This is a genomic window from Flavobacterium cheonhonense (assembly GCF_035671315.1).
Classification (GTDB): Bacteria; Bacteroidota; Bacteroidia; order Flavobacteriales; family Flavobacteriaceae; genus Flavobacterium; species Flavobacterium cheonhonense.
Genome location: NZ_JAXAVY010000001.1, coordinates 488028 through 513746 on the forward strand (window position 1 = coordinate 488028; position 25719 = coordinate 513746).

At 40.8% G+C, this 25719-nt stretch carries 24 protein-coding genes; 9 read left to right on the top strand and 15 right to left on the bottom strand.

What is annotated here, in order from left to right; translation table 11 throughout:
• The first annotated feature begins 5 nt into the window (after positions 1 to 5).
• The 3 genes from SK086_RS02095 (at position 6) to SK086_RS02105 (ending at position 3896) form a co-directional block, all read left to right on the top strand.
• The gene (locus SK086_RS02095) at positions 6 to 2318 is read left to right on the top strand and encodes a penicillin-binding protein 1A (RefSeq protein ID WP_324689398.1); all 2313 of its coding nucleotides are present in this window, start codon (positions 6 to 8) and stop codon (positions 2316 to 2318) included.
• 217 nt (positions 2319 to 2535) lie between these two features.
• Positions 2536 to 3237, top strand: coding sequence for a CoA transferase subunit A (locus SK086_RS02100; protein ID WP_290877303.1), 702 nt, complete (start codon positions 2536 to 2538; stop codon positions 3235 to 3237).
• 2 nt (positions 3238 to 3239) lie between these two features.
• Positions 3240 to 3896 carry a 3-oxoacid CoA-transferase subunit B gene (locus tag SK086_RS02105; RefSeq protein WP_324689399.1) on the top strand — a complete coding sequence of 219 codons (657 nt, stop codon included), beginning with the start codon at positions 3240 to 3242 and terminating at the stop codon, positions 3894 to 3896.
• A 73-nt stretch (positions 3897 to 3969) separates the two neighbouring features.
• On the opposite strand, the gene SK086_RS02110 is transcribed toward SK086_RS02105, so the two are convergent.
• The 3 genes from SK086_RS02110 to SK086_RS02120 form a co-directional block, all read right to left on the bottom strand.
• Complete coding sequence (locus SK086_RS02110) at positions 3970 to 4365, bottom strand: hypothetical protein (protein WP_324689400.1); 396 nt, start codon at positions 4363 to 4365, stop codon at positions 3970 to 3972.
• Between the two features lies 1 nt (position 4366).
• Complete coding sequence (locus SK086_RS02115) at positions 4367 to 5968, bottom strand: fumarate hydratase (RefSeq protein ID WP_324689401.1); 1602 nt, start codon at positions 5966 to 5968, stop codon at positions 4367 to 4369.
• Positions 5969 to 6053: 85 nt separating this feature from the next.
• Complete coding sequence (locus SK086_RS02120; RefSeq protein WP_324689402.1) at positions 6054 to 7493, bottom strand: nucleoside recognition domain-containing protein; 1440 nt, start codon at positions 7491 to 7493, stop codon at positions 6054 to 6056.
• A 223-nt stretch (positions 7494 to 7716) separates the two neighbouring features.
• Here SK086_RS02120 and SK086_RS02125 point away from each other — a divergent pair, with 223 nt between their 5' ends.
• Positions 7717 to 10656: a S8 family serine peptidase gene (locus tag SK086_RS02125; RefSeq protein WP_324689403.1), complete on the top strand. Its 2940-nt coding sequence runs from the start codon at positions 7717 to 7719 to the stop codon at positions 10654 to 10656.
• Positions 10657 to 10684: 28 nt separating this feature from the next.
• On the opposite strand, the gene SK086_RS02130 is transcribed toward SK086_RS02125, so the two are convergent.
• The 10 genes from SK086_RS02130 to hemA all read right to left on the bottom strand — a co-directional run bounded on the left by SK086_RS02130 (position 10685) and on the right by hemA (position 18901).
• The gene (locus tag SK086_RS02130) at positions 10685 to 11398 is read right to left on the bottom strand and encodes a 3'-5' exonuclease (protein WP_324689404.1); all 714 of its coding nucleotides are present in this window, start codon (positions 11396 to 11398) and stop codon (positions 10685 to 10687) included.
• Positions 11399 to 11463: 65 nt separating this feature from the next.
• Positions 11464 to 11934: a methylated-DNA--[protein]-cysteine S-methyltransferase gene (locus SK086_RS02135; RefSeq protein WP_324689405.1), complete on the bottom strand. Its 471-nt coding sequence runs from the start codon at positions 11932 to 11934 to the stop codon at positions 11464 to 11466.
• Positions 11935 to 11936: 2 nt separating this feature from the next.
• Complete coding sequence (locus tag SK086_RS02140) at positions 11937 to 12308, bottom strand: hypothetical protein (RefSeq protein WP_324689406.1); 372 nt, start codon at positions 12306 to 12308, stop codon at positions 11937 to 11939.
• Positions 12309 to 12357: 49 nt separating this feature from the next.
• Positions 12358 to 12732, bottom strand: coding sequence for a c-type cytochrome (locus SK086_RS02145; protein WP_324689407.1), 375 nt, complete (start codon positions 12730 to 12732; stop codon positions 12358 to 12360).
• Positions 12733 to 12869: 137 nt separating this feature from the next.
• Positions 12870 to 13868 (bottom strand): porphobilinogen synthase, encoded by a 999-nt coding sequence (gene hemB, locus SK086_RS02150; RefSeq protein WP_324689408.1) that lies wholly within the window; start codon positions 13866 to 13868, stop codon positions 12870 to 12872.
• A gap of 108 nt (positions 13869 to 13976) precedes the next feature.
• Positions 13977 to 14906 carry an oxygen-dependent coproporphyrinogen oxidase gene (gene hemF / locus SK086_RS02155; RefSeq protein ID WP_324689409.1) on the bottom strand — a complete coding sequence of 310 codons (930 nt, stop codon included), beginning with the start codon at positions 14904 to 14906 and terminating at the stop codon, positions 13977 to 13979.
• Between the two features lie 77 nt (positions 14907 to 14983).
• Complete coding sequence (gene hemE, locus SK086_RS02160) at positions 14984 to 16009, bottom strand: uroporphyrinogen decarboxylase (RefSeq protein WP_290874252.1); 1026 nt, start codon at positions 16007 to 16009, stop codon at positions 14984 to 14986.
• A 30-nt stretch (positions 16010 to 16039) separates the two neighbouring features.
• Entirely contained in the window at positions 16040 to 16711 is a 672-nt protein-coding gene (locus SK086_RS02165) for a uroporphyrinogen-III synthase (protein ID WP_324689410.1), read from the bottom strand.
• Positions 16712 to 16713: 2 nt separating this feature from the next.
• Positions 16714 to 17643 (bottom strand): hydroxymethylbilane synthase, encoded by a 930-nt coding sequence (hemC, locus tag SK086_RS02170; protein ID WP_324689411.1) that lies wholly within the window; start codon positions 17641 to 17643, stop codon positions 16714 to 16716.
• A gap of 1 nt (position 17644) precedes the next feature.
• Complete coding sequence (gene hemA / locus SK086_RS02175) at positions 17645 to 18901, bottom strand: glutamyl-tRNA reductase (protein WP_324689412.1); 1257 nt, start codon at positions 18899 to 18901, stop codon at positions 17645 to 17647.
• A 228-nt stretch (positions 18902 to 19129) separates the two neighbouring features.
• Here hemA and SK086_RS02180 point away from each other — a divergent pair, with 228 nt between their 5' ends.
• The 5 genes from SK086_RS02180 to SK086_RS02200 all read left to right on the top strand — a co-directional run bounded on the left by SK086_RS02180 (position 19130) and on the right by SK086_RS02200 (position 23982).
• Positions 19130 to 20002 carry a helix-turn-helix domain-containing protein gene (locus tag SK086_RS02180; RefSeq protein WP_324689413.1) on the top strand — a complete coding sequence of 291 codons (873 nt, stop codon included), beginning with the start codon at positions 19130 to 19132 and terminating at the stop codon, positions 20000 to 20002.
• Positions 20003 to 20102: 100 nt separating this feature from the next.
• A complete protein-coding gene (gene hemH, locus SK086_RS02185; protein ID WP_324689414.1) occupies positions 20103 to 21116 on the top strand; it encodes a ferrochelatase in 1014 nt (337 codons plus the stop codon).
• Position 21117: 1 nt separating this feature from the next.
• A complete protein-coding gene (locus SK086_RS02190) occupies positions 21118 to 21657 on the top strand; it encodes a CopD family protein (protein WP_290874234.1) in 540 nt (179 codons plus the stop codon).
• 74 nt (positions 21658 to 21731) lie between these two features.
• Positions 21732 to 23144, top strand: a complete 1413-nt coding sequence (locus tag SK086_RS02195; protein WP_324690435.1) for a sensor histidine kinase — start codon at positions 21732 to 21734, stop codon at positions 23142 to 23144.
• A gap of 55 nt (positions 23145 to 23199) precedes the next feature.
• Entirely contained in the window at positions 23200 to 23982 is a 783-nt protein-coding gene (locus tag SK086_RS02200; protein WP_290874231.1) for an enoyl-CoA hydratase/isomerase family protein, read from the top strand.
• Between the two features lie 53 nt (positions 23983 to 24035).
• Here the strand turns inward: SK086_RS02200 and SK086_RS02205 are convergent, their stop codons facing one another.
• Together SK086_RS02205 and SK086_RS02210 are read right to left on the bottom strand one after the other, a co-directional pair.
• Entirely contained in the window at positions 24036 to 24680 is a 645-nt protein-coding gene (locus SK086_RS02205; protein ID WP_324689415.1) for an HD domain-containing protein, read from the bottom strand.
• Between the two features lie 47 nt (positions 24681 to 24727).
• Positions 24728 to 25717, bottom strand: a complete 990-nt coding sequence (locus tag SK086_RS02210; protein WP_324689416.1) for an acyl-ACP desaturase — start codon at positions 25715 to 25717, stop codon at positions 24728 to 24730.
• Positions 25718 to 25719: the final 2 nt, after the last annotated feature.

Here is a 25719-nt window from a genome sequence, read left to right on the forward strand (position 1 = left end):
AAAATATGGCACAAAAAAGTAATACCACCACAGTTAAAGATATAAAATACTACCAAAAGAAGTTTTGGCAACTGTTCTTGTATGGTTTAGGAACCCTAATATTGTTTTTCTGCTTGGCTTCTTGGGGATTTTTCGGCGCCATGCCGTCTTTTGAAGACTTAGAAAATCCCGAATCCAATTTGGCTACCGAAATTATTTCCTCCGACGGTGTCACCATTGGTAAGTTTTACAACGAAAACCGTACGCCTATCAAATACGAAGATTTACCGCCGCATTTGGTAAAAGCACTCGTATCCACCGAAGACGAGCGTTTTTACGAACACTCCGGTATAGACGCCAAAAGAACTTTCGGAGCTGCTTTAAGATTAGGACAAAGCGGTGGTGCCAGTACATTAACGCAACAATTGGCCAAATTGCTTTTCCACGGCGAAGGATCAAAATTTTTCTTGTTCCGCGTTATCCAAAAAGCCAAAGAATGGATTATCGCGGTTAAATTGGAACGCCAATACACCAAAAACGAAATCATCGCCATGTATTTAAACAAAGCCGATTTCGTAAATACAGCTGTTGGAATTCGCTCTGCCTCAAAAGTATATTTCGGCAAAGAACCGCGCGACTTAACCATAGACGAAGCAGCCATGTTCGTAGGAATGCTTAAGAATCCTTCGCTCTACAATCCGTTGCGTCGTTTGGAAAAAGTAAAAAACAGACGAAATACAGTATTGGACCAAATGGTCAGAAACAAAGTCATCAACAAACAACAAAGAGACAGTTTGGCCAGCCAACCTATCGTTTTAAACTTCCACCCGGAAAGTCACAAAGAAGGAACGGCGACTTATTTCCGCGAGTACCTTAGGGAATACATGAAAAACTGGGCTAAAGAAAATAAGCGCCCTGACGGCAGTGATTGGGACATTTACTCCGATGGTTTAAAAATTTATACTACTATCGATTCTAAAATTCAGCAGCATGCCGAAGAAGCCGTTCAAGCGCACATGAAAAACCTGCAACAAGAGTTTTTTGCCCAACAAAAAGAAAACAAAAATGCGCCTTTCGTTAATATTACCGACGACGAAACCAATCGCATCATGACGCAAGCCATGAAAAACTCAGAACGTTGGCGTGTGATGAAAGAAATGGACAAAACCGAAGAAGAAATCATGGCTTCCTTCGATGTGAAAACCAAAATGAAAATCTTCTCTTGGAAAGGAGAAATCGACACCACCATGACGCCACGCGATTCAATCCGCTACTACAAGCACTTCCTTCAAGCCGGATTGATGTCGATGGAACCGCAAACCGGACACATCAAAGCTTGGGTTGGCGGTATCGATTACAAATACTTCCAATACGATCACGTTGGACAAGGTGCGCGCCAAGTAGGTTCGACTTTCAAACCGTTTGTATACGCCACAGCCATCGAACAGTTGGGCATGTCGCCTTGCGATTCCATCATCGACAGTCCGTTTATGATTCACAAAGGCCGACACAATGTAACCGAAGATTGGGAACCTAAAAACTCCGACCACCAATACCGTGGTATGGTTACTTTAAAACGGGCGCTGGCCTTGTCCATCAATACAGTTTCGGCTAAATTGATTGACAAAACCGGACCGGAATCTGTAGCGGCATTGACCAAAAAATTAGGCGTGAAATCCGATATTCCTAACCAACCTTCTATCGCGCTCGGTGCAGTAGAAATCACCGTGGAAGACATGGTGGCCGCTTACAGTACCTTTGCCAACCAAGGCGTTTACATCAAACCGCAATTCATCAGCAGAATCGAAGATAAAAACGGTGTCGTATTATACGAACCTGTTCCGGATACACACGATGTACTAAACAAAGACATCGCTTATGCCGTAATCAAATTGCTTGAAGGGGTAACCGAAAGCGGTTCGGGTGTGCGTTTGCGTACCCAAAGCGGCGGAAGTGGCGACAATCGTTGGACAGGCTATCCGTATATGTTCACCAACCCAATTGCGGGTAAAACCGGAACTTCTCAAAATCAATCCGATGGTTGGTTTATCGGAATGGTGCCAAATTTGGTAACCGGTGTTTGGGTCGGTTGCGAAGACCGTTCCGCCCGTTTCAAAGGCATTACTTACGGACAAGGCGCCACGGCTGCATTACCGATTTGGGGTTATATGATGAAAAAATGTTACGAGGACAAAGACCTGCAAATCTCTAAAGATCCGTTCCAACGACCGGACAACTTGTCGATTAAGGTAGATTGTTGGTCACCGCCAAAAGCTGAAACCGATTCGACTGCCGTCGACAATCCGGAAGAACAAAGCACCGACGAATTTGAAATGTAATTTTTAGGAGCTGTTTCCCGCTGTCCACTGTATCTTTTATTGCTTTGTAACGCTGAACACAGTCAAAGAGCTTTAATTGTAAAGCAATAAAAGGATGCCGTTACCATCGGGGCTAGACATAGAAAAATCCCATTTACCTTTAGTAGATGGGATTTTTTATTTTCGGCGTTCGCTATTTAATTCCTAAATTTACGGCACAAACTACACTACAATCGATATGATCAATAAAAAAGTGAACTCTGTACAAGAAGCACTGCAAGGCATCGAAGACGGCATGACCATCATGCTCGGTGGCTTTGGCCTTTGCGGCATCCCGGAAAACAGTATAGCCGAATTAGTTCAAAAAGGTACCACCAATTTAACTTGCATCTCCAACAATGCCGGCGTAGACGATTTCGGATTGGGCTTATTGCTTCAAAAACGACAAATCAAAAAAATGATTTCTTCTTACGTGGGCGAAAACGCCGAATTCGAACGCCAAATGTTGTCGGGCGAATTGGAAGTAGAACTCACTCCACAAGGAACCTTGGCCGAAAAATGCCGTGCGGCACAAGCCGGAATTCCGGCTTTCTTTACGCCGGCCGGTTACGGAACCGAAGTAGCCGAAGGCAAAGAAGTCCGCGAATTCAATGGTAAAATGCACATCATGGAATTGGCTTACAAAGCCGATTTCTCCATTGTAAAAGCTTGGAAAGGTGACGAAGCCGGCAACCTGATTTTCAAAGGAACGGCTCGTAACTTTAATGCACCTATGGCAGGCGCGGCTAAAATCACCATTGCTGAAGTAGAAGAATTGGTACCGGTGGGAACACTCGACCCAAATCAAATTCACATTCCCGGTATTATGGTGCAACGCATCTTTAAAGGAGAGAAATTTGAAAAGAGAATTGAGCAACGTACAACCCGTAAAAGAGAGTAATCATGGCTTTAGATAAAAACGACATTGCAAAAAGAATAGCCCAAGAAGTCAAAGACAAATACTTTGTGAATCTCGGTATCGGGATTCCGACTTTGGTGGCCAATTATGTACGGACTGATATTTCAGTGGAGTTTCAATCTGAAAATGGTGTATTAGGTATGGGACCATTCCCATTCGAAGGAGAAGAAGACGCCGATGTCATCAACGCCGGAAAACAAACCATCACCACTTTACCGGGTGCAAGTTTCTTTGACTCGGCTTTCAGTTTTGGCATGATCCGCAGTCAGAAAGTAGATTTAACCATTTTAGGTGCTATGGAAGTCGCCGAAAACGGTGACATTGCCAACTGGAAAATTCCGGGTAAAATGGTCAAAGGAATGGGTGGCGCCATGGATTTAGTCGCTTCGGCCGAAAATATTATTGTAGCGATGATGCACGTAAACAAAGCCGGCGAAAGTAAAATTCTGAAAAGATGTACACTCCCGTTAACCGGTGTTGGTTGTGTGAAAAAAGTAGTAACTGAATTGGCGGTTATGGAAATTACGCCTAAAGGATTCAAGCTATTGGAACGCGCGCCCGGTGTTTCGGTAGAACACATTATTGCCTCAACAGAAGCTGAATTAATCATTGAAGGCGATATTCCGGAAATGGTGATTTAATCGAAAACCTGTCATAAAACAAAACCACAAATTTCAGTTGAAACTTGTGGTTTTTTTATGATTTAAAATTACTTTACTGTTGCTTATCTAAATACTCCAACAATACCGGCGAAGCATGGGCAAAACTCGGAGCGGCTTCGGTGATGCTGACGGCTCTTTTTTTGTTGAGTTTGTAAACCAAATCAAATTCGGTGGTAAACAATATGGCCGACAAAAACGGATTATTGATAAACTCCAATAATCTGGGAAACGCCGAATCAATAGTATGGATTTCGACAATTTCTTCTCTTTGGAATTTATACTTCAATTCTAATTTCAAAACCTCTTCTTCAACAATCGGACGCACATAAATGTTCATCAAATCGGTGTTGCCGATGGTTTTGGCTAAGGTCAATTTGGCAAAAGTACCATCCCCCAAACTGTCTTTGACCTGGCTGTAGAATTCGGAAAAAGTTTCGGTAAACAACATCTTATAAATTGGCAAAGAAGTCGTTTCCTTTGTCGTCGGTAATAATAAACGCCGGGAAATCTTTCACCGTAATTTTGCGAACAGCTTCCATGCCTAATTCTTCAAAATCCACTACCTCAACTTTCAAAATATTTTCTTTGGCCAAAATAGCTGCCGGTCCGCCAATAGACCCTAAATAGAAACCGCCGTATTTTTTACAAGCATTCATTACCTCTTTACTGCGATTGCCTTTGGCCAACATAATCATGCTGCCACCGTGACTTTGGAATTCATCTACATACACATCCATACGGCCAGCAGTGGTTGGTCCGAAACTTCCTGATGGCATACCTTCCGGTGTTTTAGCAGGACCGGCGTAATACACCGGATGGTTTTTAAAATACTCCGGCATTGGTTTTCCGGCATCGAGTAATTCTTTGATTTTGGCGTGGGCAATATCACGGGCTACGATTACGGTTCCGTTTAATTTCAATCGGGTTTTGATTGGATATTTGCTTAACTCGGCCAAGATTTCACTCATAGGTCGGTTCAAATCAATTTCCACCGGTGCTTCCAAATGTGGCGGCACTGCCGGTAGAAACTGTTGCGGATTAGTTTCCAACTGCTCCAAGAAAATACCGTCTTTGGTAATTTTGGCTTTGATATTTCTATCGGCCGAACACGAAACACCTAAGCCAACCGGACACGAAGCAGCATGTCTAGGCAAACGAATAACGCGAACATCGTGGGCAAAATACTTACCGCCAAACTGAGCACCAATAGCACTTTCTTGGCAAATTTGTAATACTCTTTGCTCCCATTCTAAATCGCGAAACGCCTGACCGGCCATATTACCTGTCGTTGGTAAGTTATCAAAATAGCCTGCTGATGCTTTTTTTACGGCAGCCAAGTTGGCTTCTGCCGAAGTACCTCCAATGACTAGAGCCAAGTGATACGGTGGACACGCAGAAGTACCAAGGTCTTTTATTTTTTCACGGATGAATTCATCCATTGATTTTTCATTTAACAGCGATTTGGTTTTTTGGTATAAGAAGGTTTTGTTTGCACTTCCGCCGCCTTTGGCCAAAAACAAAAATTCATAACTCGCTCCTTTTTTAGCATAAATATCAATTTGCGCCGGAAGATTAGAACCGGAGTTTTTCTCTTCAAACATGGATATTGGTACTATCTGAGAATAACGAAGATTTTTAATTTGGTAAGAGTTAAAAATCCCTTTCGACAGCCATTCGGCATCATCTACACCGGTATAAACATTTTCGCCTTTTTTGGCCATGACAATGGCTGTTCCGGTATCTTGACACGACGGTAATTCGCCTTCCACCGCAACTGCTGCATTTTGCAATAAGTTGTAGGCTACGAATCGGTCGTTATCGGTCGCTTCCGGATCATTTAGAATGTTTTCCAATTTCTGTAAATGCGAGGTACGCAACATAAATGACACGTCTATCATCGCCTCTTGCGCTAACAACTCTAAGCCTTTCGGATCAACGGTTAGAATTTCTCTATCACCTAATTGTTCGGTTTTTACGTAATCGGAAGTGATTTTTTTGTATTGCGTATCGTCTTTCAAAATAGGATACGGATCTTGGTATATAAAGTCCATTTGGTATTTGTTTTTAGAAATGTAAAGTTACGCAAAGTGCGTGACAGCTGAAATTAAATAATTGCTAAATTGGTGTAGTTGTTTCTTAAAAAAACCAACTCGCTACAAAAATCGCAGTAATCACACAAATCAAGTCAACCAAAAGCATCGTGCCCAAAGTGTAACGGGTGTTTTTGATGTTGACAGAGCCAAAGTAAACCGCAATCACATAAAAAGTAGTTTCGGCACTGCATTGAAAAATACAACTCAACCGCGCGGTAAACGAATCGGGACCAAAGCTACGCATAGCATCAATCATAAAACCACGAGAACCGCCTGAGCTGAATGGTCGTAACATGGCCACCGGTAAGGAATCTGTAATTTGTTTGCTAACACCAATGTTGGAAAACGCAAACGAAATCCAATTGCTGATGATTTCAAAAAGACCGCTGTTTCTGAAGAAAGAAATGGCCACCAACATCCCCATTACATAAGGGAAAATCTTGACACCGGTTTGCAAACCATTGTTGGCACCGGTTACAAAAGCATCGAAAATAGTGGTGCTTTTAGCCACAAACTTTTTCTCGTTGATGAAAGAAAACACCAAGGTAAAAGCAATAATAGCTACCAACATCAACCCGGATAAATTGGCGGTGAAAAAGTTTTTACCTACCAAATCCAAACCGTTAATGTAAAACAGCAATCCAACTATAGCGGAAACCACTGTCATTAGTGCCACAATCAAAGTAGCGCTTTTGAAATTGATTTTTTGACGAATCCCAACAATTATCATGGCCGCTATGGTTCCGATAAACGAAGTGATGATACAAGGCAACATCACATCAGCCGGATTGGCAGCATTTTCAGCAGCACGATACCCGATGATTGAGGTTGGAATTAAAGTTAACCCGGCAGCGTGCAAACACATGAACATAATCTGTGCATCGCTGGCTCTTTCTTTTTCCGGATTGATTTCTTGTAAACTTTGCATGGCTTTTAAACCGAAAGGCGTGGCAGCCGAGTCTAATCCGAGGAAATTAGCAGCAAAGTTCAAAGTCATGTACGATATCGATTCGTGGTTTTTAGGCACTGAAGGAAAGACTTTAGCAAATACCGGACTTAATCTTTTAGCCAATTTTTCGGCAGCACCGGAAACAATTAATAACTCCATTAAGCCGCAAAAGAAGGCCAAATAAGCAATAAGCGGGATAATTAAATCAAGTAAACTGTTTTTACAAGTAGGCAGCAACCCATCCGATTTTTGAACACCACTGTAGATTTTAACGGTTTGGTTTTTATAGACATAAGTGGTGTCGGCATTCAATGTATCTCTGTTGATGACAAATGATTTTTCCTCACTTTTTTGAATACTGTCTTGGATAAACTTAGGAATTTCGTTTAAGTACTTTTCAGATATCAGAATCGGATCGTCTTTTTTTCCGTTTAAAACATAATCGATAGAATAACTATCTCCGGAAAATAAACTGAAAATCACAAAAGTGATCGAAGCCACAAAAATGACTAACCAAAATCTACTTAGAACCATAGTGCTGTTTTTTGGTAAATATACTATTTCTGAAAATGGCAAGAAAAAAATTGTTCCTTTCGAACAGAAAATTTTTGACAACCGAAATTATAAGTCCTGTCATAAATTAGAAACTATTAAACAATTTATAATTATTTATGTTTATTTCTTAAAAATCGAGTGTAATCCGTTAAGATTTATATATTTGTCGCCTTAAAATGACCACACTATTTGACCACAGATCATGAAACACCATTTACTGACATCATTGACATTATTGTTCTTTGCTTCAACTCTTTACGGACAATCTCCGGAAGAAGTTAAAGTCATCACTGCTCAATATGACATGGCTAAATTAAAAGAGAAAGAAGCCTACTATCGTAAATTAGCTAAAACTGAAAAAGAAAAAGCCCAAGCGCAAGCAATAGCCAAAGGTTGGCCGTTATTTGTAAAAAAAGATGATGGCAATATATTAGAATTAATGCGATTAACTCCGGACGGCTATCCTATTTACTATTCTACAGAAAATGTTAATGCTGCCAGAACTACCCGTGCGAGTTTTTTAAACACTGGTGGCGGCATGGGTTTAAACCTAAACGGACAAGGCATGACAGTTAGAGTTTGGGACGGAGGAAATGTTAGAACTACTCATACTGCTTTTGGAGGAAGAGTAACTTTAGGAGACAACACCAGTACAGGAACCATACAACATGCCACACACGTAACCGGCACTATGGTGGCAAGTGCTAATCCTGCATCGGTTAAAGGAATGGCCTCAGAGGCAACTGCCAGAACGTTCGATTGGAACGACGATGTAGCGGAAGCCCTTGGCGAAGTACAATCGGGGATGCTGATTTCCAATCATTCATACGGAACACCCATTACCAACAATGGCAATGTTTTGCCGTCTTGGTTTATCGGCTCCTACACCTTCGGTGCCAATGAGTGGGATGATGTGGCCTACAATTCCCCTTACTACCTTCCGGTTATGTCAGCCGGAAATGATGGTGGAAACAATGATAATGCTGAACCTTTAGCTTTTGGGTATGATAAACTTGTGGGTGATAAAACCGCCAAAAACACTTTGGTTGTAGCCAACTGTTTGGACGTTTCAGTTGGTACTGACGGGAATGTCTCAGGAAATATCAATATTAATGGGTCCAGTAGTCAAGGACCAACAGACGATTTGCGAATCAAACCCGATATTACCGGGAATGGAACTAATTTGACTTCAACCAGCAGTGGCAGTAATACCGCCACCGCAACTTTAACAGGAACCTCTATGGCTTCACCCAATGTAGCGGGAACTTTAACCTTGTTGCAACAACACTACCGAAATTTAACCACAAATTTTATGCGAGCAGCCACTTTAAAAGGGTTAGCTTGTCATACAGCTGATGATGCGGGCGCAGTGGGTCCGGATGGTATTTTCGGTTGGGGTTTGTTGAATGCCAAAAGAGCTGCTGAGACCTTAACTAATAATGGATTAACTTCATGGGTTTCTGAAGAAAACCTGAGTAACCATCAAAGCTATACGATGACTGTAAACTCTAATGGTTTAACTCCTTTGATGGCCTCGATAACTTGGACAGATCTCCCTGGACCGATTTATAACGGAGCTAACGGAGCGAATGATCCAACTCCTGTTTTGGTTAATGATTTAGACATCCGAATTACCAAAAACGGAACTACTTATTTCCCTTGGAAGTTAGTTAGCCCAACAACACCGGCTGAGAGAACTTCAGACAATAACGTAGACAATGTGGAATTAATCAAAATTGATGCGCCATCTGCCGGAGAATACGTAATAACAGTAACACACAAGGGTAATATACAGTCAGGAAATCAACGCTTTTCTCTGGTAGTAACCGGAATCACTTCTGCTTTTTCATTGAATTCTAATTCTACTGACGCCACGGTTTGTGATACACAAAATGCTGTTTTCACATTTAACTATGCTCAAAATGGCGGTGGAACTACCAACTTTTCAGCTGTTGACTTACCGACGGGAGCAACGGCAACTTTTTCACCAAGTTCATTAAGCGCTAACGGATTGGTTACTATGACAATCTCAGGATTATCGAATGTGGCTCCGGGCGACTATTTTGTTGGTATTCGTGGTTTTAACGGCACGGAAACCGAAATCCGCTACAAAACATTACGTGTTTACAGTGCAACTTTTCAACCTATCGTAATCAATACACCAACCGATGGTCAAAACGGTTTATCTACTTCGGTTAACCTAACTTGGGCCGCTCAAGCCAATGCCGTCAATTACCATGTTCAAGTTTCTCAATTCAGTAACTTTTCCAGTATGGTAGCTGAGGATTTTGTAACTACGAATTCTTTTTCACTTACCGGATTGAACCAAGCTACTCGTTATTTTTGGAGGGTAATCCCAATGAACAGTTGCGGTAATGTTGCCATAAGCAGCGCCCAAACCTACGACTTTACAACCGGAAACTTGTTTTGTGATGTGAACTTTAGCGCCACTGATTATTCGAATGCGACCATTGCAGCCGTAGCAAATTCAGAAGCATTTGTCCCGGTTACTGTGAGCGGTGGATATTCTATTGGAGACCTCAATGTTAATGTTGCCATTACGCACACTTGGGTACAAGACCTTACCATTACCTTAGAAGGACCCGCGAGTTTGGGTAGTCCTGTAATTGTTTTACAACAAGAGGCTTGTGCCGGTGAAGATAATATTGACTGTACTTATGATGATGCAGGAACTATGCCTACTTGTGTAGGTACTCCGGCTATCAGTGGTAATATCGCTCCGGTAGGAAGTTTGAGTACTTTGAATAATTTGATTGCCGATGGTATTTGGATTTTACGCGTGGATGATCCTTACAATGAAGACGGCGGAGCTATAACCAACTTCAACATCAATATTTGTAGGGTACAAGCTTCTATTTTAGAGATTACTGAGAATCCGCTTGTGAACACAAAAGTATATCCAAATCCTACTTCCGGGATTATAAATATTGAAATTCCGTCTTTGACCGAAAAAACCACTTTAAGTGTTTATGATTTACAAGGAAGAATGGTTTACACTCAAGAAACGAACCAGGTGGAAAACACTATCAGTTTAGAAGGTATTCAAGATGGTGTTTATTTGATACAAATAGACAATACCTCAGGAAGCATAACCAAGAAAATCGTATTGAAAAGAAACTAAAAAAAAGAGGTCGAAATGACCTCTTTTTTTATACATGTAAAATTTCCTCTTCTATTAACAAGTCTTCCCGGCGTAATCGAAGGAAAATTTGTGCTACTGCAATCACATCTTTTTCGCAATAAATCACTATGCGATCAATGTCTTTTTCGACGTAAAAAACATGGGCTACTTGGCTACCGTCAATATCGCCTTTTGGGGAAGGAATGCCTAATATTTTGGTCAATAATTTTAAAGACGTAAAATGTTTGTAATCGCCGAATTTCCATAATTCCAACGTGTCTAAATGCGGGATTTCCCAAGGTTTTTTTCCGAATAGATTAAGCTTACTCGGAATGGCAATTTGATTGATAATCATGCGACGGGCAATGAACGGAAAATCAAATTCTTTGGCATTGTGACCACACAATAAATGCTGCGCACCGTTGAAATGCGTATCTAACAAATTGGCAAAATCCTTAAGAATCTTTTTTTCTTCTCCAAAAAAGGAAGTTACCCTAAAATTTCTAATATCACTTTTATTGGCAAAATAGCCAACCGAAATACAAACGATTTTACCAAACTCGGCCCAAATACCGGCGCGTTCATAAAAATCTTCGGGCGTGTATTCGTCGCGTCTTTGGTATTGCGTTTTTTGTTCCCACAGCAATTTCATCTCGTTGTCTAAGGCGTTGAAATTGTCTTCTTCAGGAACGGTTTCGATGTCGAGGAAAAGTATATTGTTGAGTTGTATTTTTTCAATCATGGCAAAATATTAAGAAATAACTGATTTAAAAGTACGAATTTATTTTAAATATGAAAGAAAAATACTTAAAAAAGTGATTGTTGTGCGCTTGGACTTTCGTGCTCTAACAACCATTTTTTGCGCCATAAACCACCAGCATAACCTGTTAACGAACCATTAGTACCAATAACACGATGACAGGGAACAACTATCCACAACGGATTTTTCCCGTTAGCCGATGCGACTGCTCGAATGGCTTTAACATCGCCCAACTTTTTGGATAAATCGAGATAAGACATCGTTTTGCCAAACGGAATTTGTAGCAATTCTCGCCAAACTTTTTGTTGAAAATCGGTTCCTATAGGATTAATATTAAAAGTAAATTCTTTACGATTACCTCCAAAATACTCCTTAAGCTGTGATGCTGCTTCTTGTAATTGGATTGGAATAGTTTCAGAAACACTACCGTTTGAAAATACGGATATTGCTGATATCCCATTTTCATCGCCTACGATGCTAACAATTCCCAGTGGTGAGTTGATAAAAGCGGTTTGCATTTTTAAGGATAATACAGACTTCGTAAATATACTTTTTGAATTACCTCTGAATGAATATCAATTGGTAAGTCGCGTCCGCATAAATCTTGTCGTTGCACATTAGAAATCATATTTTTTGTACTTTCTATCCTTCTTGAATCGGTATCCCAACTAAAATATTTTGGTGTTAAGTTGATTTTGTCTTTATCAAAATTGTATTCCCAAGCTGATTTTCCCAACATCTGAAGGCTTAAAACTTCAACAGATGGATTGGATTGGGTGTTAAATATCGTTGGTGCAATATTTTCTTTAAAAGTAAAAAAAGTCGTTTTATTTTGAGAAAATGAAAATGAAAAAATCATTAATAGGGCAATGGAAAAATAGCTTGTTTTCATAATTACACCGATTTTCTATAAAATTAAAAAAAAATGTGATGAAATCATTTTATTTAGCAAAACTTAACATGTATGCTTCCAATGCTTTAAGTTCCGCTTCGCTCATTTTTTTGGTAATGGCGAAGTTGGTTTTCATGGTTTCGTATTGACTAGGATCAACTATCGGTTCGGCTTCTTCTTTGAGGAAGGCTACGATACTACCGTTATTTTCCTTATAGATTTTGGCGATTTCGGCTATGCTTGGTCCGATGACTTTTTGGTCGGGCAAATGACAAGCCGTACATGTGCCTTTGCCGGAAAACAATGCTTCTCCGGAAACGGCTACCGCTGATTCGTCGTGTTGGGGTAGATTTTCCGTTGGCTCAGCTTCCTTTTTACAAGAAGCGAAAGTGATAACCAATAGCAGTAATATTATCTTTTTCATAGTGTACAAAAATGCAATACATATTATAATTAGCCCCGATTGGCGCTAGCTACCGTGTAGCGCGGAAAGCGGGAATAGGGATAACTGATAAATCCCGAACCTTTCGCTTCGCCAATTTGCTATCGCTCGGGTCGCTCCTACTTTTGATTCAATAAAATCGCAGCCTCTTTGGCAAAATACGTCGATATTAAACTGGCACCGGCGCGTTTGATGCACATAAGCTGCTCCATCATGATTTTGTCGTGGTCGAGCCAACCTCTTTCGGCTGCGGCTTTGATCATGGCGTATTCGCCCGAAACATGGAACACCGTAACAGGGACGTTAACCGCGTTTTTGACTTCACGAACGATATCCAAATACGCAATTCCGGGTTTTACCATGACCATATCGGCGCCTTCTTCTACGTCCATTAAAGCTTCTTTTACGGCTTCGATGCGGTTGGCGTAGTCCATTTGGTACGTCTTTTTGTCTTTCGGAACGACTACATCGGCTTCTTTTGGCGCACTGTCCAACGCATCGCGGAACGGTCCGTAAAAAGCAGAAGCATATTTGGCCGAATAACTCATAATCCCAACATGTTGAAAACCTGCAGCATCTAAGCCTTGGCGTAAACGCAATACGCGGCCGTCCATCATGTCGCTTGGTGCTACAAAATCGGCTCCGGCTTGGGCGTGTGAAACGGCCATTTTGACTAAGGCATCGTTGGTGGCATCGTTGGCCACATCACCGTTTTCGATGATACCGTCGTGGCCGTAAATGGAATACGGATCTAAAGCTACATCGGGCATGACAATCATTTCCGGACAAGCGGCTTTGATGTCGCGAATGGCGCGTTGCATCAAGCCGTTGGGATTCCAAGCTTCTTTACCGGTGTTGTCTTTTAGACTTTCATCGACTTTGACATAAATATTCACGGCACGTATGCCTAAAGCAAATAATTCCTTCACTTCTGCCACGGTTAAATCCAACGAGCGACGGTAAATGCCCGGCATGGATGGAATTTCGGATTGGTAGTTTTCGCCTTCGGCTATGAACATGGGAAACATGAAGTCGACCGGACTTAAAGTAGTTTCGCGGACTAAAGAACGAATGCTTTCGTTAACGCGTAATCTTCTGCCTCTTTGTAATGGGAACATTTTGATTTATGATTTATGATTAACGATTGTTGATTTAAGATTTGTGTTGAGATTTGATTTATTGATTACTTCTGCAATCAAAAATCGTTAATCTTCAATCTTCAATTCTCACGCTACAATCCAATTAATCGGTTGTTGCAATACTTTAATTAATTTCTCTTCTTCGCTACCGACTACCGGATGATGGTCGTACACCCATTGCACGTGTGGTGGCAAACTCATCAAAATCGATTCGATGCGACCGTTGGTTTTTAAGCCGAAAAGCGTGCCTTTGTCGTGCACCAAATTGAACTCCACATAACGCCCGCGACGAATCTCTTGCCAGTTGCGTTGGGCTTCGGTATACGGTAATGCTTTTCTTCTTTCTACTATCGGCACATAGGCTTCGCAGAAACTGTTGCCGACTTCAGTCACGAAATTATACCAATCCTGCATACTCATTGTGTCTGTGGCTTTGCAGTAATCGAAGAACAAACCGCCGATACCACGGGCTTCGTTACGGTGAGCGTTCCAGAAATAGGCATCACATTGTTTTTTGTATTTCGGATAAAACTCCGGATTGTGTTTGTCGCAAGCAGTTTTACACGTTTGGTGAAAATGTTTCGCATCTTCTTCAAACAGGTAATAAGGCGTCAAATCCTGTCCGCCACCGAACCAGGAATTGATTACTTTCCGTGAGCCTGTGCTGAGCTCTGTCGAAGTATCATACATTTCGAAGTAGCGCCAATTGGCATGCACTGTCGGCACCATTGGATTTTTAGGATGAATAACTAAACTCAATCCGCAGGCGAAAAAATCGGCTTCTCCAACACCAAACATCTTTTGCATGGTATCGGGCAATTTGCCGTGAACGGCAGAAATGTTAACGCCGCCTTTCTCGAAAACCTGACCGTTCTCGATGACACGAGTTCTGCCACCGCCGCCTTCCGGTCGCTGCCATAGGTCTTCGCGGAATGTCGCTACGCCATCAACAGCTTCCAAAGCAGCACAGATTTGGTCTTGAAGGTTTTGTATGTAGAGGTAAAATTGGTCTTTCATTTTTAAGTGACTGAGTGACTGAGTGACTGAGTGACTGAGTTTTTAATTGGATAATCAGTGACTTAGCTGCTCATTAACTATGATTTATATTCTTTTACTGCTTCTACAAACGCCTTGGCGTGGTCTACCGGAATATTGGGTAAAATACCGTGGCCTAAGTTTACGATATAATTGTCTTTGCCGAATTCATCTATCATTTGGTGTACCATTTTTTTGATGGTTGGTATAGGCGATAACAAACGACTCGGGTCGAAATTGCCTTGTAAAGTGATTTTGCCACCGGTTAAATAACGGGCATTTCTTGGCGAGCAAGTCCAATCAACACCTAAGGCTGACGCTTTGGATTTGGCCATATCATTGAGCGCAAACCAACAGCCTTTTCCGAATACGATGACTTTGGTTTCCTCAGCCAACGCTTCTACAATTTGGTTGATGTATTGCCAAGAGAATTCTTTATAGTCTTCCGGAGACAACATGCCGCCCCAAGAATCGAAAATTTGAATGGCGTTACAACCGGCTTTTACTTTTTCTTTCAAATATAAAATGGTCGTATCGGTGATTTTTTGCAACAACGTGTGCGCGGCTACCGGATTGGAGAAACAAAATCCTTTAGCCGTATCAAAACTTTTAGAGCCTTTGCCTTCTACCGCATAACAGAAAATCGTCCAGGGTGAACCGGCGAAACCAATTAACGGCACTTCGTCGTTCAACATTTCTTTGGTCAGTTTTACGGCATCCATCACGTACCCTAAAGTTTCATGAATATTCGGCACAAAAACCTGATTGACTTGTTCCATCGTGCGAATCGGGTTGGGTATAATGGGTCCTAAATTGTCTTTCAATTCTACATGGATTCCCATCGCTCTTGGCACTACCAAGATATCCGAGAACAAAATGGCAGCATCCGGTTTTACAATTCGAATCGGTTGTACCGTGATTTCCGCGGCTAATTCAGGGGTTTCACAACGGGTGAAGAAATCGTATTTGTCGCGTAACGCTCTGAATTCGGGTAAATACCTACCGGCTTGTCGCATCATCCATACCGGTGGACGTTCTACGGTTTCGTTATTTAAGGCGCGAAGGAATAAATCGTTTTTAATCATAATTGTTGTTTGCTTTTGGCTTTGGCCAAATTATATTTTATTAAAAAATTCTATACTTTTTGCAATTGTACTTTCAATAGTAGGCTGATTGGCGGTCACCACTTTGTTGGTAATGCCTCTCAACGCTTTGGCAGTGGTGCTTCCGATGCAGAAACAAACCTCATCTTGCAATTCATTTTCTTTCAAAAAACTTTGCACGCCCGACGGACTGAAAAACAAAATCCCGTTCAAATCGGCAGCGGCTTTGTGCGGCGTTAAACGGGTTTCATACACTTCCTCTTCTTCGAAAGTGATACCGGCCAAGCGCAAGGAATCGGGTAAAATATCTCTTCTCAAATTCCCGCAAAAGAACGTAAAACTACTCTTGCCGTATTGGTTGCAAATGATTGAGGCCAATTCTGAGGCGTAATCTGCGCCGGCTATGACGTCAAAGCCGTTAGTTTCCAGCATGGCTTTAGTCTTTTCGCCTACACAAAAACATTTTTTGGTTTTGAGTTCCGTGGCTTTTTCATTTTCCAATATACTTTCTACCGCATTCTGACTGGTAAAAATCAGGTAGTCATTACTGCTTTTCAAGTCGAATGATTGGTTGACCACATCGATAAAATCGGCTTCATCAATCGAAAAATTCGCATTCAACAGCAGTCGCTTTTGTTGGTCTGTAAGCATTTTGGTTGACAATACGCGAATTTGATTTTCCATCGTTACGCTTTTGGTTTGAGCTGTTTTTTAATTTCTTCCATCAATTCGCTTCCACCGTTATCGAGTATTTCTTTGGCAGCATAAAATCCTAACTTTTTCCATTCGGATATATCCACTGCTTTGATAATTTCGAATTTTTGTTGGCCGTCTAACGAAAGTAAGCAGCCTTGAAACTCGATTGTGTCATCGTGCTGATTGTATTGGGCCAAAGCTCCGATAGGTGCTGTACATCCGCCTTCCAAGGTTCTTAAAAATTGTCTTTCGATGTAAGTACAAATCTCGGTTTCGATATCGTTTAATTGCGAAATAGCGTCTACAGTAAAATCGTCATTACCCATCGCAACCACTACCATAGCACCTTGCGCCGGCGCGGGAATCATCCAATCGAGGTTGATAAAAGTATCCGGTTTTAAGTTGATGCGCTCCAAACCTGCTGCGGCAAATACGGCGCCACTCCAATCGTTATCTTGTAACTTTTGCATGCGCGTATTCACGTTACCGCGTAAATCTACCACAGTATGATTAGGATATTTATTGAGCCATTGGGCTTGTCGGCGTAAACTTCCGGTAGCGATGGTGGCTTTTTTGTTTAAAAAATCGGTGTTGCCTTTGTAGACTAAAATATCGAGTACATTGGCTCTTTCCAAAACGGCCGCTTGCACAATTCCGGTAGGTAACGCCGTTGGCACATCTTTCATGGAATGCACAGCAATATCAACCTGACCGTTAATCATGGCAATGTCTAACGTTTTGGTGAAAATTCCTGTGATGCCCAATTCGTATAAAGGTTTGTCTAAGATGATATCACCTTGTGATTTCACGGCTATTATTTCCGTGGAATAGCCTAAATCGTTGAGTTTTTTTTGAACGGTGTGGGCTTGCCAAAGGGCGAGTTCGCTATCGCGAGTACCTATTCTGATTGTTTTGGCCATTTTATTTGGAAGTCGTTTCTATCTGAAAAATTTTCTCAATCCATTCAATACTTTCATCCACCATTGTATTGTCATCTTTTAAATGATTGGCAAAATGATTGGTAATTTTTTGGATGATGCGAGCGCTGATTAACTCGGCTTGTTCTTCATCGAAGTTGGCCAGTTTTTTTCGTTGCACATTGAGCTCTCCGTCTTTAATGGAATTGAGTTTTTCTTTTAAGGCGTGAATGGTAGGCGCAAATTTGCGTTGTTTGGTCCAAGCGATGAATTCGTCTTTGATTTCTTCGATGATGGCTTCGGCCGCAGGAATGTGTTTTTTGCGGTTTTCTAAAGTTTCATCGGTCATTTGTGATAAATGATCCATATGAACTAAAGTAACACCTTTCACATCTTGCACATTCTCGTTCACATTTTTCGGAATGGACAAATCCAAAATCAATAACGGTTTTTTCAAATTTAAAATGGCTTTGTCTACGGTTGGATTTTGGGCGCCGGTGGCCACGACTAACACATCTGCCTTTTGGATTTCCAACTGTAAATCGACATAATCTTTTACAATTACATCCAACTTTCTGGCCAAACGTTCGGCTTTGTCTTTGGTGCGATTGATGAGTGTGATTTGCTCGTGTTTGGTGTGTTTAACCAAATTTTCACAAGTATTTCTACCAATTTTACCAGTTCCGAAAAGCAAAATATTTTTGTTAGCGATATTTTCTACATTGTTAAAAATGTAACGCACAGCAGCAAAAGAAACGGAAGTCGCTCCCGAAGAAATTTCGGTTTCATTCTTAATGCGCTTGCTGGCCTGAATCACAGCGTTCACCAAACGCTCCATAAAAGCATTGGCCAAATGACGGTTTTTGCTTTCTACGAAGGCCGATTTGATTTGACTGATGATTTCAAAATCGCCTAAAATCTGACTGTCTAAACCGGTTCCGACACGAAACATATGGGAAACGGCTTCTTGATTTTTATACACATAAGCTACCTTTTGGAAGTCTTCCACGGTACCTTGACTGTTTTCACAAAGCAATTTGATGAGTTGGAAAGGATGCTGGGCGAAACCATAAATTTCGGTACGGTTACACGTTGAAGTCACAATAAGTGCTTCAATGCCTTCAGCCTCAGCTTGGGCTAAAACGTTACTTTTGCCGTTATCATCTAAGCTAAATTTCCCTCTCATTTCGGCATCGGCTTTTTTATAACTCAAGCCTACCGCATAAAAAGTACTATGCTTTGATATGTTTCCGTGTTCCATAAAATGCTCTTTCCCTAAAAGTAAAACAAAGTTATTGCTATCGATTTTATAAAAGTAACGCTAAAAGAACTTTTTGTGTCGCTCAATGTTATTTTTAAACGCTTTTGTCTTTTTATCGTTATTTCTTTTAAATTTGTAATGAAATCAAGCGCTCAGAACGTATTTATATAGATTCATTCTAAATAAGGTTTGATTTCACTTCCAAAACATATACGAAAAAATATCGCTATGGGTTCTAAAGAAGAAATAAAAATTGACGACGACTTTATTTTGATTCGTTTTCAAAACGACACAGAAGAAGTAACCACTTTTGAACGTCCGGTGACTATGGGCTTGATTCAGTTTCATTTTGGCTTGAAAGGCGGCGCGAAATTCATCTTTAACAAAGGCAATTACACGCTCGATTTGAAAGAGGAAAAATGTTTGCTGTTTTACAATCCCGTAAAAGAATTGCCGCTCAATGTGCAAATCGAACCTAAATCTTGGTTGATTACTATTTTAGTTTCCATTAAAAAATTCCACGGTTTGTTTACGGATGACGCTGAACACATTCCGTTTTTGAGTCAGGAAAACAAAGACCGTAAGTATTATGATGAAAGTGATATTAGTCCGTCGATGGCCATAGTGCTCAATCAAATGTTCCATTACAATTTAAATCCGTCGATTAAAAACCTATACTATAAAGGCAAAGGTTATGAATTGCTGAGTTTGTTCTTCAACCGCAACGACGATCCAAACGCCGAACAATGTCCGTTTTTGATTGATGAAGAAAACGTCCTGAAAATCAAAAAAGCCAAAGAAATCATCATTGCCAATATGGCCGAACCGCCAAGTTTGGAAGAATTGGCCAATCAGGTTGGATTAACCTTGAAAAAACTCAAAATGGGTTTCAAGCAAATTTACGGCGATACGGTTTACGGGTTTTTATTCGATTACAAAATGGATTATGCGCGTCAGTTGCTTGATTCCGGTTCGTATAATGTCAATGAAGTTGGCCTTAAAATCGGCTACAGTACCGGCAGTCATTTTATCGCGGCTTTCAAAAAGAAATTTGCCACCACACCGAAAAAATATTTAATGAGTTTACAAGCCAATACCTAATCGAATTGATTTCGTATATCTCATCATCAATAAAGAATTTAACAAACGAAAATCAAAAAAAGAAGTTTCATTACTTTTATCAAAAATAAAATTGCCACAAATGAAAGGAGTATTATTAGTCAATCTTGGTTCACCCGAAAGTCCAACAGCCAAAGATGTCAAGCCGTATTTAGATGAATTTTTAATGGATAAATACGTGATTGACGTACCGTATTTACTGAGAGCCTTGTTGGTAAGAGGTATAATTTTACAAACCCGTCCAAAAAAATCGGCGGAAGCGTACAGTCAGATTTGGACCGATGAAGGTTCACCGTTGATTGTGATTTCAAAAAAAATGCACCAAAAAGTGGAAAAATTAGTTGATGTCCCGGTGGCTTTGGCCATGCGTTACGGTTCGATGACCATTCAGAAAGGCTTACAAGAGTTGAAAGACAAAGGCGTAACCGATGTAATGTTATTGGCTTTGTATCCGCAATATGCCATGGCTTCGACTACGACCATTTGGGCTTTGGCCGATGAATTGCAACAAAAGCATTTCCCGGAAATGACCATCACCAAAGTACCTGCTTTTTACAATAAACCCGATTTTATCAATGCTTTGGCACATTCTATCAAAAAACATTTAGAAGGCTTTGAATACGACCATTTATTATTTTCCTACCACGGAATTCCGAAACGTCATATTCGCAAGACGGATGTGACCAAATCCCACTGTACTATTGATAACAAATGTTGTGTAACGGCTTCTCCGGCGCATGAATTTTGCTACCGTCATCAATGTTACGAAACCACGCGACAAGTAGTTGAATTGCTTGGAATTCCTGAAGGCAAATACAGCCAGACTTTCCAATCGCGTTTGGCCGGCGACAAATGGTTAACGCCTTACACCGATGTGGAAATCAATAAAATGCCGAAAAAAGGCATTAAAAAATTAGCCGTTGTTACACCGGCTTTTGTGGCCGATTGTTTGGAAACATTGGAAGAAATTGCCATGCGCGCCAACGAAGAATTTATAGAAAACGGCGGAGAAGAATTTTTTGCCGTGCCTTGTTTGAACGATGAAGACGAATGGTGTCAAGTCGTAGCCAATTGGGTAAAAGATTGGAGTAAGTAAAATGGAACTCTACAACTACATCAAATCGTTGCACCTCATCTTTGTGATCACTTGGTTTGCGGGTTTGTTTTACATTGTACGCTTATTTGTATACCAAATAGAAGCCAATGAAAAACCTTCGCCCGAGCGAGAAATTTTGCTCAACCAATACAAAATCATGACGTATCGCTTGTGGTACATCATTACTTGGCCGAGTGCGGTGTTAGCAACTTGCTTTGCTATTTGGTTGTTGTATCTCAATCCGGCTTGGTTACAAATGTCGTGGATGCATGTGAAGCTGGGATTTGTAGTGTTGTTGTTCGCTTACCATTTTAAGTGTCATCAAATTTATAATCAGTTGCAAAAGGACGAATTTAAATACAGTTCCAACTTTATGCGGTTGTGGAATGAAGGTGCTACCATTATCCTATTTGCTGTAGTTTTTTTAGTAATTTTAAAAAATGCTTTCAACTGGATTTACGGTGTAATCGGCATCTTTTTGTTTTCGATATTGATTATGTTAGGCTTTAAGTTTTACAAACGAATTCGGGAGAAAAAATAGTGACCACTGAACACTAAAAAATGCTAAACATCAAACTATCCATGCTATCGCTTCGTACCAGGATTTTCCTGTCGATGATTATATTGATAGTTATTGCGTCGGTTTTGATGGCTTCGATTTCGATTATTCAATTTAAAAACGAAGCCAAAGATTACCACCAAGAGCGTTTAGACCGAAAAGAATTTGCCATCAAAGAACATATTAATTATGTCCTTTCTACAACAACTTATCCGTTGACACCCGAAAATCTGAAATTGATTTTTAAAGATAAAATCCACGAGTTGTCCGACATTCATAACTTGGAGATTAACATATATTCGCTGGAAGGCAAACTGGTTAAATCGTCTAAATCAACCTTTTCAGTAGATAAAGTGGCACCGCCCATTCCGAACTACATCTTAAAACTAGTGCAATCTTCGGTAGACAAACGATACGTTGACATCAAAAATATCGACGGCGTCAAAAACCGCTCTTCTTACAGCCAGATTAAAGACGACAAATTCAAGCCTTTGGGGATTTTAAACATTCCCTATGTGGAAGACGACGGCTTTTACGAAAAAGAGCTGCGTCAGTTTTTATTGCGCTTGAGCCAGGTGTATTCGTTCATGTTGATTATTGCCTTTGCTTTGGCTTATTTTCTGGCAAGTTACATCACGAAATCGCTTAAAACCATTTCAGATAAAATCAACGAAACGAGTCTGAATCAGAAAAACGAAAAAATCGTCATCGAAGCCAACAGCCGAGAAATCAATTCCTTGATTAACGCCTACAACCAAATGGTGGACAAATTGGAGGAAAGTGCTACCATGCTTGCCCAAAGTGAAAGAGAACAAGCTTGGCGTGAAATGGCTAAGCAAGTCGCCCACGAAATCAAAAATCCGTTGACTCCGATGCGTTTGACAGTGCAAAGTTTCCAGCGAAAATTTGACGCCAACGATCCGAATTTGAAACAAAAGCTCGACGATTATTCTAAAACCTTAATCCAACAAATCGATACCATGAGCGCCGTGGCTTCGGCCTTTTCCAACTTTGCTTCGATGCCGGCGCAACAAAACGAAACCTTGAATGTGGTGGAAGTGGTAGAATTTTCGTTGGATATTTTTAATGAAGATTTTATCCGATTCGAGAGCAATTCGGAAGAAATTATTACGGTGATGGACAGAACGCAACTCATTCGAATCATTACCAATTTGGTCAAAAACGCCATTCAAGCCATTCCGGAAGAACAATCGGAAAAAGCTGTTTTGGTTTCGGTTAATGCCGAAGAAGATCATGTTATCATTGCTGTAAAAGACAACGGAATCGGGATTAATACGGAAAACACCGAGCGTATCTTCGAACCTAAATTTACCACCAAAACCAGCGGAATGGGATTGGGATTGGGAATCATCAAAAACATTATTGAAAATTATAAAGGAACCATTACTTTTGAATCAGAACCGGGAAAAGGCTCAACCTTTATGGTGTCGCTTCCTGTGGTGAAATAAAAATCAACCGCAGAGTCGCAAATTAAGTCATTACATCAATCTAATATATAAAAATATGAACTTCGAAAACATACTAGTCTCTATCGACAACGGCATTGGACAAGTCACTATCAACCGTCCGTCTAAATTAAACGCTCTAAACAAAGCCACAATCCAGGAATTGCATGATGCTTTTGAGAACTTGGAAAACAATGCAGCAGTAAGAGTGATTATTGTAACCGGTGAAGGCGAAAAAGCGTTTGTAGCCGGTGCAGACATTTCTGAATTTGCCGAATTCAGCGTGGAAGAAGGCGCGCAATTGGCGGCACAAGGTCAGGAATTGCTATTTGATTTCGTGGAAAAATTAAGAACGCCGGTTATTGCAGCGGTCAACGGATTTGCGTTAGGTGGCGGATTAGAATTGGCCATGTCTTGTCATTTCAGAGTAGCTTCCGATAATGCCAAAATGGGATTGCCTGAAGTATCTTTAGGCGTAATTCCGGGTTATGGCGGAACACAACGTTTGCCGCAATTGGTAGGCAAAGGACGCGCTATGGAAATGATTATGACCGCCGGAATGATTGATGCCGAAACCGCTAAATCATACGGATTGGTGAATCATGTAGTACCACAAGCTGAGTTATTGGAATTCACCAAAGGCATAGCATCGAAAATCATGCGCAATTCGCCATCGGCCATTGGTAAAGCGATTAAAGCGGTGAATGCCAATTACAAACACGATGTGGATGGCTTTGACGTAGAAATCAGAAACTTCGGAAAATGCTTCGGCACCGAAGATTTTAAAGAAGGTACAACGGCATTTTTAGAAAAAAGAAAAGCCAGTTTTACCGGGAAATAAAGAGTTGTAGTCGCAGTATTCAGTCTCATAAAACGGAATACTGCGACCATAAACTAACTTTCCCCTTCCCATTCAGCATAAAACTGCGAGAGGAAATTTTCCATAAAGCGATGGCGTGCTTCCGCAATTTTCTTTCCGGTTGGCGTATTCATTTTGTCTTTCAACAACAATAGCTTTTCGTAGAAATGGTTGATGGTAGGCGAATCATTGGTCTTATATTCTTCTTTGCTCATGCCAAATTTTGGCGGAATAGCCGGATTGTAAAGCGCTCGGTTTTTAAAGCCGCCGTAATTAAAACAACGGGCAATACCTATAGCGCCAATCGCATCTAAACGATCGGCGTCCTGAACAATTTCTAGCTCTTTAGAGGAAAACGTTCTTTCGAAATTACCGCCTTTAAAGGAAATATTTTCGATGATATTGACCACATGAACAATGGTGGCTTCATCTACATTTTCGGATTCCAGAAACAAACGAGCGGTTTTGGGACCAATTGTTTCATCGCCATTGTGAAACTTACTGTCGGCTATATCATGTAATAAAGCGCCCAGTTTCACCACGGTCAAATCGCACGATTCTTCTTGGGCAATCAACAAGGCATTCTTATACACGCGTTCGATATGAAACCAATCGTGTCCGCCTTCGGCCTGCTCCAGCTTAGTTTTGACAAAAAGAATGGTTTTATCTATAATGGACATGTTGTTGAATTTAAAAAAATCCTTTCGCGGGAAAGGATTTTAAAGTTTTATCGCACTAATGCCGGTTGTACCCATTTGAACACCTTGGTTTCATCGGGTAAGACCAAACGCTCAGAAATCTTGGCCATTCTTTCGGGTAATTTCATCAAATAATCTCTGGCCTTTTCAGCTTCTGCCGTTAGGTTACCGATTTTATCGATTTCCCATTTTTCGATAAGTTTTTGCATAATATCCACATAATCGGAAGCTGTATACACGCCAATTTTTTGCGCTGAATTCGAAAACTCTTCAAAAGCCGTACTGATTTTTTCTCCTGATTCTCTCAAGAAATGAGCCGGCATGGTGATTTTTTGTTTCATCATGTATTGAAAGGCCAACATCATTTCGCTAGGATCCACTTTGAAAATTTGGTTTACAAATTCGGAGTAAGCATGGTGGTGACGCATTTCATCGCCGGCAATTAATTTGCACAATTTAGATAGCTTTTTGTCGCCGTATTGTTTGGCAATTTGAGAAACCCTGTTGTGGGAAACATAAGTCGCCAATTCTTGGAAACTCGTATACACAAAGTTTTTGTAAGGATCTCTTCCGGTACCGATATCGAAACCATCGTTGATTAAATGTTGGGTGGTAACTTCGACTTCGCGCATGTTCACTCGTCCGGAAAGGTATAAGTATTTGTTGAGCAAATCGCCGTGACGGTTTTCTTCTCCTGTCCATTGGCGCACCCATTTCGACCAGCCGTTTCGGCCTTCGTTGTCTACACCTTCTACTTCCATTAACCAGGATTCGTAGGTTGGTAAAGCTTCTTCGGTTATGGTATCGCCAACCATTACTACCCAAAAATCATAGGGTAAGTCTTTGGCGATTTCTCTTAATTCTTTGACTTCTTCCATAAAATTGTCTTCCTCAGAATTGGGAAGTAAATCAGATGGTTGCCATATCTTTTCCACTGGAATTAAAAACTGATCGACAAAGCTGTCGACTTTCTTTTCGAGGAATTGCATGACTTCAAGTCGGATGTTTTTTTGAGGCATTA

What these genes read in the sequence shown, in the direction of transcription:
- SK086_RS02095 (WP_324689398.1), top strand. Translation starts at nt 6, where the DNA reads ATGGCACAAAAAAGTAATACCACCACAGTTAAAGATATAAAATACTAC.
- SK086_RS02100 (WP_290877303.1), top strand. Translation starts at nt 2,536, where the DNA reads ATGATCAATAAAAAAGTGAACTCTGTACAAGAAGCACTGCAAGGCATC.
- SK086_RS02105 (WP_324689399.1), top strand. Translation starts at nt 3,240, where the DNA reads ATGGCTTTAGATAAAAACGACATTGCAAAAAGAATAGCCCAAGAAGTC.
- SK086_RS02110 (WP_324689400.1), bottom strand. Translation starts at nt 4,365, where the DNA reads ATGTTGTTTACCGAAACTTTTTCCGAATTCTACAGCCAGGTCAAAGAC.
- SK086_RS02115 (WP_324689401.1), bottom strand. Translation starts at nt 5,968, where the DNA reads ATGGACTTTATATACCAAGATCCGTATCCTATTTTGAAAGACGATACG.
- SK086_RS02120 (WP_324689402.1), bottom strand. Translation starts at nt 7,493, where the DNA reads ATGGTTCTAAGTAGATTTTGGTTAGTCATTTTTGTGGCTTCGATCACT.
- SK086_RS02125 (WP_324689403.1), top strand. Translation starts at nt 7,717, where the DNA reads ATGAAACACCATTTACTGACATCATTGACATTATTGTTCTTTGCTTCA.
- SK086_RS02130 (WP_324689404.1), bottom strand. Translation starts at nt 11,398, where the DNA reads ATGATTGAAAAAATACAACTCAACAATATACTTTTCCTCGACATCGAA.
- SK086_RS02135 (WP_324689405.1), bottom strand. Translation starts at nt 11,934, where the DNA reads ATGCAAACCGCTTTTATCAACTCACCACTGGGAATTGTTAGCATCGTA.
- SK086_RS02140 (WP_324689406.1), bottom strand. Translation starts at nt 12,308, where the DNA reads ATGAAAACAAGCTATTTTTCCATTGCCCTATTAATGATTTTTTCATTT.
- SK086_RS02145 (WP_324689407.1), bottom strand. Translation starts at nt 12,732, where the DNA reads ATGAAAAAGATAATATTACTGCTATTGGTTATCACTTTCGCTTCTTGT.
- hemB (WP_324689408.1), bottom strand. Translation starts at nt 13,868, where the DNA reads ATGTTCCCATTACAAAGAGGCAGAAGATTACGCGTTAACGAAAGCATT.
- hemF (WP_324689409.1), bottom strand. Translation starts at nt 14,906, where the DNA reads ATGAAAGACCAATTTTACCTCTACATACAAAACCTTCAAGACCAAATC.
- hemE (WP_290874252.1), bottom strand. Translation starts at nt 16,009, where the DNA reads ATGATTAAAAACGATTTATTCCTTCGCGCCTTAAATAACGAAACCGTA.
- SK086_RS02165 (WP_324689410.1), bottom strand. Translation starts at nt 16,711, where the DNA reads ATGGAAAATCAAATTCGCGTATTGTCAACCAAAATGCTTACAGACCAA.
- hemC (WP_324689411.1), bottom strand. Translation starts at nt 17,643, where the DNA reads ATGGCCAAAACAATCAGAATAGGTACTCGCGATAGCGAACTCGCCCTT.
- hemA (WP_324689412.1), bottom strand. Translation starts at nt 18,901, where the DNA reads ATGGAACACGGAAACATATCAAAGCATAGTACTTTTTATGCGGTAGGC.
- SK086_RS02180 (WP_324689413.1), top strand. Translation starts at nt 19,130, where the DNA reads ATGGGTTCTAAAGAAGAAATAAAAATTGACGACGACTTTATTTTGATT.
- hemH (WP_324689414.1), top strand. Translation starts at nt 20,103, where the DNA reads ATGAAAGGAGTATTATTAGTCAATCTTGGTTCACCCGAAAGTCCAACA.
- SK086_RS02190 (WP_290874234.1), top strand. Translation starts at nt 21,118, where the DNA reads ATGGAACTCTACAACTACATCAAATCGTTGCACCTCATCTTTGTGATC.
- SK086_RS02195 (WP_324690435.1), top strand. Translation starts at nt 21,732, where the DNA reads ATGATTATATTGATAGTTATTGCGTCGGTTTTGATGGCTTCGATTTCG.
- SK086_RS02200 (WP_290874231.1), top strand. Translation starts at nt 23,200, where the DNA reads ATGAACTTCGAAAACATACTAGTCTCTATCGACAACGGCATTGGACAA.
- SK086_RS02205 (WP_324689415.1), bottom strand. Translation starts at nt 24,680, where the DNA reads ATGTCCATTATAGATAAAACCATTCTTTTTGTCAAAACTAAGCTGGAG.
- SK086_RS02210 (WP_324689416.1), bottom strand. Translation starts at nt 25,717, where the DNA reads ATGCCTCAAAAAAACATCCGACTTGAAGTCATGCAATTCCTCGAAAAG.